1 rRNA gene is annotated in these 1,886 nt (G+C 54.8%); it reads right to left on the reverse strand.

Annotated features, from left to right (window positions below):
• Positions 1 to 172: 172 nt before the first annotated feature.
• Positions 173 to 1,698, reverse strand: a 16S ribosomal RNA gene (locus tag AC6CHO_RS17190).
• Between the last annotated feature and the right edge of the window lie 188 nt (positions 1,699 to 1,886).

Raw genomic sequence — 1,886 nt, forward strand, 5'->3', positions numbered from 1 at the left:
CAACGCCGCACAGCCACAGCCAGTACCCCGCCCGCACCACACAACCCCACAAAGGGCCGATCAGGCACACGCGCTTTCCAGTACTGAGTTCATTGATATTCCACCCATGAGCAACCCACCCGGACAACACTCGTGTCCAGCATGGGCAACCAAAAAATGGTTAGCTCCTTAGAAAGGAGGTGATCCAGCCGCACCTTCCGGTACGGCTACCTTGTTACGACTTAGTCCCAATCGCCAGTCCCACCTTCGACGACTCCCCCCACACAAGGTGGTTAGGCCATCGGCTTCGGGTGTTACCAACTTTCGTGACTTGACGGGCGGTGTGTACAAGGCCCGGGAACGTATTCACCGCAGCGTTGCTGATCTGCGATTACTAGCGACTCCGACTTCATGGGGTCGAGTTGCAGACCCCAATCCGAACTGAGACCGGCTTTTAGGGATTAGCTCCACCTCACAGTATCGCAACCCATTGTACCGGCCATTGTAGCATGCGTGAAGCCCAAGACATAAGGGGCATGATGATTTGACGTCATCCCCACCTTCCTCCGAGTTGACCCCGGCAGTCTCCCATGAGTCCCCACCACTACGTGCTGGCAACATGGAACGAGGGTTGCGCTCGTTGCGGGACTTAACCCAACATCTCACGACACGAGCTGACGACAACCATGCACCACCTGTGAACCAGCCCCGAAGGGAAACCCCATCTCTGGAGCGGTCTGGCACATGTCAAGCCTTGGTAAGGTTCTTCGCGTTGCATCGAATTAATCCGCATGCTCCGCCGCTTGTGCGGGCCCCCGTCAATTCCTTTGAGTTTTAGCCTTGCGGCCGTACTCCCCAGGCGGGGCACTTAATGCGTTAGCTACGGCGCGGAAAACGTGGAATGTCCCCCACACCTAGTGCCCAACGTTTACGGCATGGACTACCAGGGTATCTAATCCTGTTCGCTCCCCATGCTTTCGCTCCTCAGCGTCAGTAAATGCCCAGAGACCTGCCTTCGCCATCGGTGTTCCTCCTGATATCTGCGCATTTCACCGCTACACCAGGAATTCCAGTCTCCCCTACATCACTCTAGTCTGCCCGTACCCACCGCAGATCCGAGGTTGAGCCTCGGACTTTCACGGCAGACGCGACAAACCGCCTACGAGCTCTTTACGCCCAATAAATCCGGATAACGCTTGCGCCCTACGTATTACCGCGGCTGCTGGCACGTAGTTAGCCGGCGCTTCTTCTGCAGGTACCGTCACTTTCGCTTCTTCCCTACTGAAAGAGGTTTACAACCCGAAGGCCGTCATCCCTCACGCGGCGTCGCTGCATCAGGCTTCCGCCCATTGTGCAATATTCCCCACTGCTGCCTCCCGTAGGAGTCTGGGCCGTGTCTCAGTCCCAGTGTGGCCGGTCACCCTCTCAGGCCGGCTACCCGTCGTCGCCTTGGTGAGCCATTACCTCACCAACAAGCTGATAGGCCGCGAGTCCATCCCCCACCGATAAATCTTTCAACAAACCACCATGCGGTGAAAAGTCATATCCGGTATTAGACCCAGTTTCCCGGGCTTATCCCAAAGTCGGGGGCAGGTTACTCACGTGTTACTCACCCGTTCGCCACTAATCCACCCAGCAAGCTGGGCTTCATCGTTCGACTTGCATGTGTTAAGCACGCCGCCAGCGTTCATCCTGAGCCAGGATCAAACTCTCCATAAAAAACAAAAAGCCACCGAAACCCCTCGGAAAATAAGGGAGAATCAATGAAAAAATCCTGGCGAATAAAAAACACTCAAGAACACTACACGGGGGTGCAATGCCTCAAGCAAATGTTATGTATTCACCAAATAAAAATATTCGGTATCAACAAACTTGGCACACTATTGAGTTCTCAAACAACAAACACT

It is taken from the genome of Glutamicibacter sp. GQ173 (assembly GCF_059759215.1).